At 59.1% G+C, this 2,772-nt stretch carries 2 pseudogenes; one reads left to right on the top strand and one right to left on the bottom strand.

Features of this window, described 5'->3' with window-relative positions:
- Nucleotides 1-789 precede the first annotated feature (789 nt).
- Nucleotides 790-1,050: pseudogene (locus JKL45_RS29440) on the bottom strand (GguC protein); the annotation flags it as partial.
- Nucleotides 1,051-1,595: 545 nt separating this feature from the next.
- Between JKL45_RS29440 and JKL45_RS29435 the strand changes: the two are divergent.
- Nucleotides 1,596-2,499: pseudogene (locus JKL45_RS29435) on the top strand (IS630 family transposase).
- Nucleotides 2,500-2,772: the final 273 nt, after the last annotated feature.

Below are 2,772 nucleotides of genomic sequence, written 5' to 3'. Positions count from 1 at the left end.
CAATCACCCCACAGGCGAGCTGACCAATGGCCACCTCAAACCGCACCCGAATTTACACTCATTGACGGACGTGACCTGGCAATTCGGACCTACGGAAACGCTGATTATGAGTTCTGTCGTTTCAGCGGGCGCCTATCTGTCGTGAAACTCGCTCCAGCCCTATGTGTGCGACAAACCGGTATGAGGCTCTGTCAAGCCTATTCGTCACTTGCAACCTACGGACGGGAGACTCTGGCGCTCCGCGTTCGGCCTAACGGCAGCCGATTGCCCGCTTGTAGCTCCAGCCCATCGCTCGATTGAAGAGACGTTTTCGATCTCGACGATCCTCATATCGACAGCCTCGCGGCCGCCGGAGTCGTCGCCTGCTTCGACGTCGTCGCCACGGCAATTGCACGGCAGAACGGCACAGATGACTCACAGGATTGATGCTTTAGTCGCTGAGGGCTGTGACGGATCGACCGCGCTCCTGCTCGCTGTGGGCCACATAGCTGCAAAGTGACGGGCCAGGAACCTGTCCACAGGCAGCCCCTTGATTGAATGAAAGAGGCCGCCCGTGAGCAGTTCATCGCGCCAGCGGTTGATATGAAGCCGAGGCCATTGCCACGTCAGGCGGAGATCTCTTCATCCTGCGCTGGGACGAATGGCCGGAGTGCCGCCGGTCGTCCAAGGCCCGATTCAACTTGCCCTGATACACCGGGCTTGCCCCGGATCTGCCGCCTGTGGTCGACCTATCGCTAGGCCACGAGCCCGGCCGCAGGAAGCCGGTCCGCAGGTGGCCTGCCGCATGGATTACAACTGGCGAACCTCAATCTCTTCTTCCCGGGCAATTGTCATGAAATTGCGCAGTGGCAAGCCGAATTCAACCGCCCGGATTTTCAAGACATCACCCTCTTGCGTGCGGATCCCGTCACAGAACGAGAGCGTTGCCATACCAAACATGTGGACATGTACATCACCCGGCACTCGGAAAAGGCTGTACTTGAAGTGATGGTATTCGAGGTTGGCGAATGTATGGGGCATGTCCCTCTCGCCCGAGACGAGCGGCTTCTCCCGCAGACGGGTGCGACACGATCTTCTGCTCTGTTGATTGATTAGAGCCAACACGTTGAGGCCGATGCGCATAGGCGCTGTTTTGGCTCGCCGGTCATGGAAGCGGTTCACTGGTGTGAGCCTGCATTGAAGTCGTCGTGTAGGGTCTGGGCGTTCGCAAGGATGGGAGCGAGCGTTAGAGCAGCGGCGGCAATGATGGCGCGCATAAGGCCCTCGGCAATGTTCCGATCAGACTCATTCTATGCCGATGGGCCCATCCAGGCCTGCTGCCTAAAGCATGAGCCCTCCGCTCTAAATGTGTATGTGCGCATCGTCGCGCTCGTTTCGAGAGGCCCAGCGCTTGCCTCGATGACGCATTTCGAGCGCGATGCATTCAACGCTTCAGTTGATCCCTTTCGTTCCGATCGGCGTAGTGATACGCGGTTTTGTACTTCGCCCTCGGCGTAAGCCATAAGCCTATTCTAGAGCATTGGACAGGAAATTAGACTCCTGGGGTTTGGAGCTGGCGCGATCTGTGATTCACTTGGTCCGACGGGAGGTGGATCATGGGTCAGTGTTATTCTCTCGATCTTCGGGTGCGGGTGGCTGACTTTGTCGAGGCGGGCCACACCTGCCGGGCGGCTGCCGAGCACTTTGACGTCAGCGAGAGCTTCGCCATCAAGCTGGTGCGGCGAACGCGAGACACCGGCTCGCCGGCACCAGCCCGCCAAGGCCGGCCGCCCGGAGGCGGCAAGCTGGTGCCTTATGAGAGCTTCCTGATCGAGACGGTCGAGGCCCACCCTGCCATCACCATGCCTGAACTGGCCGCAAGGCTGTTGGAGGAACACGGGGTGGTGGCAGCCCCCGCGATGCTCTCGCGCCTCCTGTGCCGATGTGCGTGAAGAGCGCCGGGTCTGGCGCGACCAGCGTCAGCCCCGCATGCGCCAAGAGCCGCACCGCTTGATCTTTCTCGATGAGACTTACGTCAACACCAAGATGACGCGCCTGCGCGGCCGCTCGCGCCGGGGCCAGCGGTTGCGCATGAGCGCGCCCTTCGGCCACTGGAAGACGCATACCTTCTTGGCTGGGCTGCGCTGTCATGAGCTAAGCGCGCCGTGGATCATCGATGGCCCAATCACCCGGTTGTCGTTCGAGGTTTACATCGAGACGCAGCTCGCGCCGACGCTGCACGAAGGTGACGTAGTCATTCTCGACAACCTTGCGGTCCACAAGAGCGACAAGGCCGTGCAGTGTCTGAAGCAAAGAGGCGCCTGGTTCTTGTTCCTGCCGGCTTATTCGCCCGATATGAACCCAATTGAACAGGCCTTTGCAAAACTCAAAGCACACCTGCGCAAGGCTGAGGCCCGAACGTTCGACGACCTTTGGCGAGCGCTCGGTGGCATCTGCGATTTGTTTGAGCCGCGAGAATGTTGGAACTTCCTCAGGGCAGCCGGATATGCGTCCGTTTAACCGTCCGATGCTCTAGTTTCATGTTACACGAATCGACAGAAGCACTTGGAAATCAAGGTCCCGTGCTGTTTGGTGCCGTATCCTTTCGCCTGTTCCAATTTTGGCTTTGTCGCAGAACCGGTTCAAGGAGAAGAGCGCAATCGGCCCATGTGTCGCTCTCAAGCAGTCAACGGGTAAATCGCTCGCCGAGGCGTATTGGACTTGCTTCAGATTAGTGGAGAGCGGTTTTGTAGCGATCCGGCTAGCCTTTCAAACTGAACCGGGCTGACATAG

The sequence above is a fragment of the Microvirga soli genome, from assembly GCF_016734765.1.
Taxonomy (GTDB): domain Bacteria; phylum Pseudomonadota; class Alphaproteobacteria; order Rhizobiales; family Beijerinckiaceae; genus Microvirga; species Microvirga soli.
This window is presented reverse-complemented; position numbering and strand designations above follow the sequence as displayed.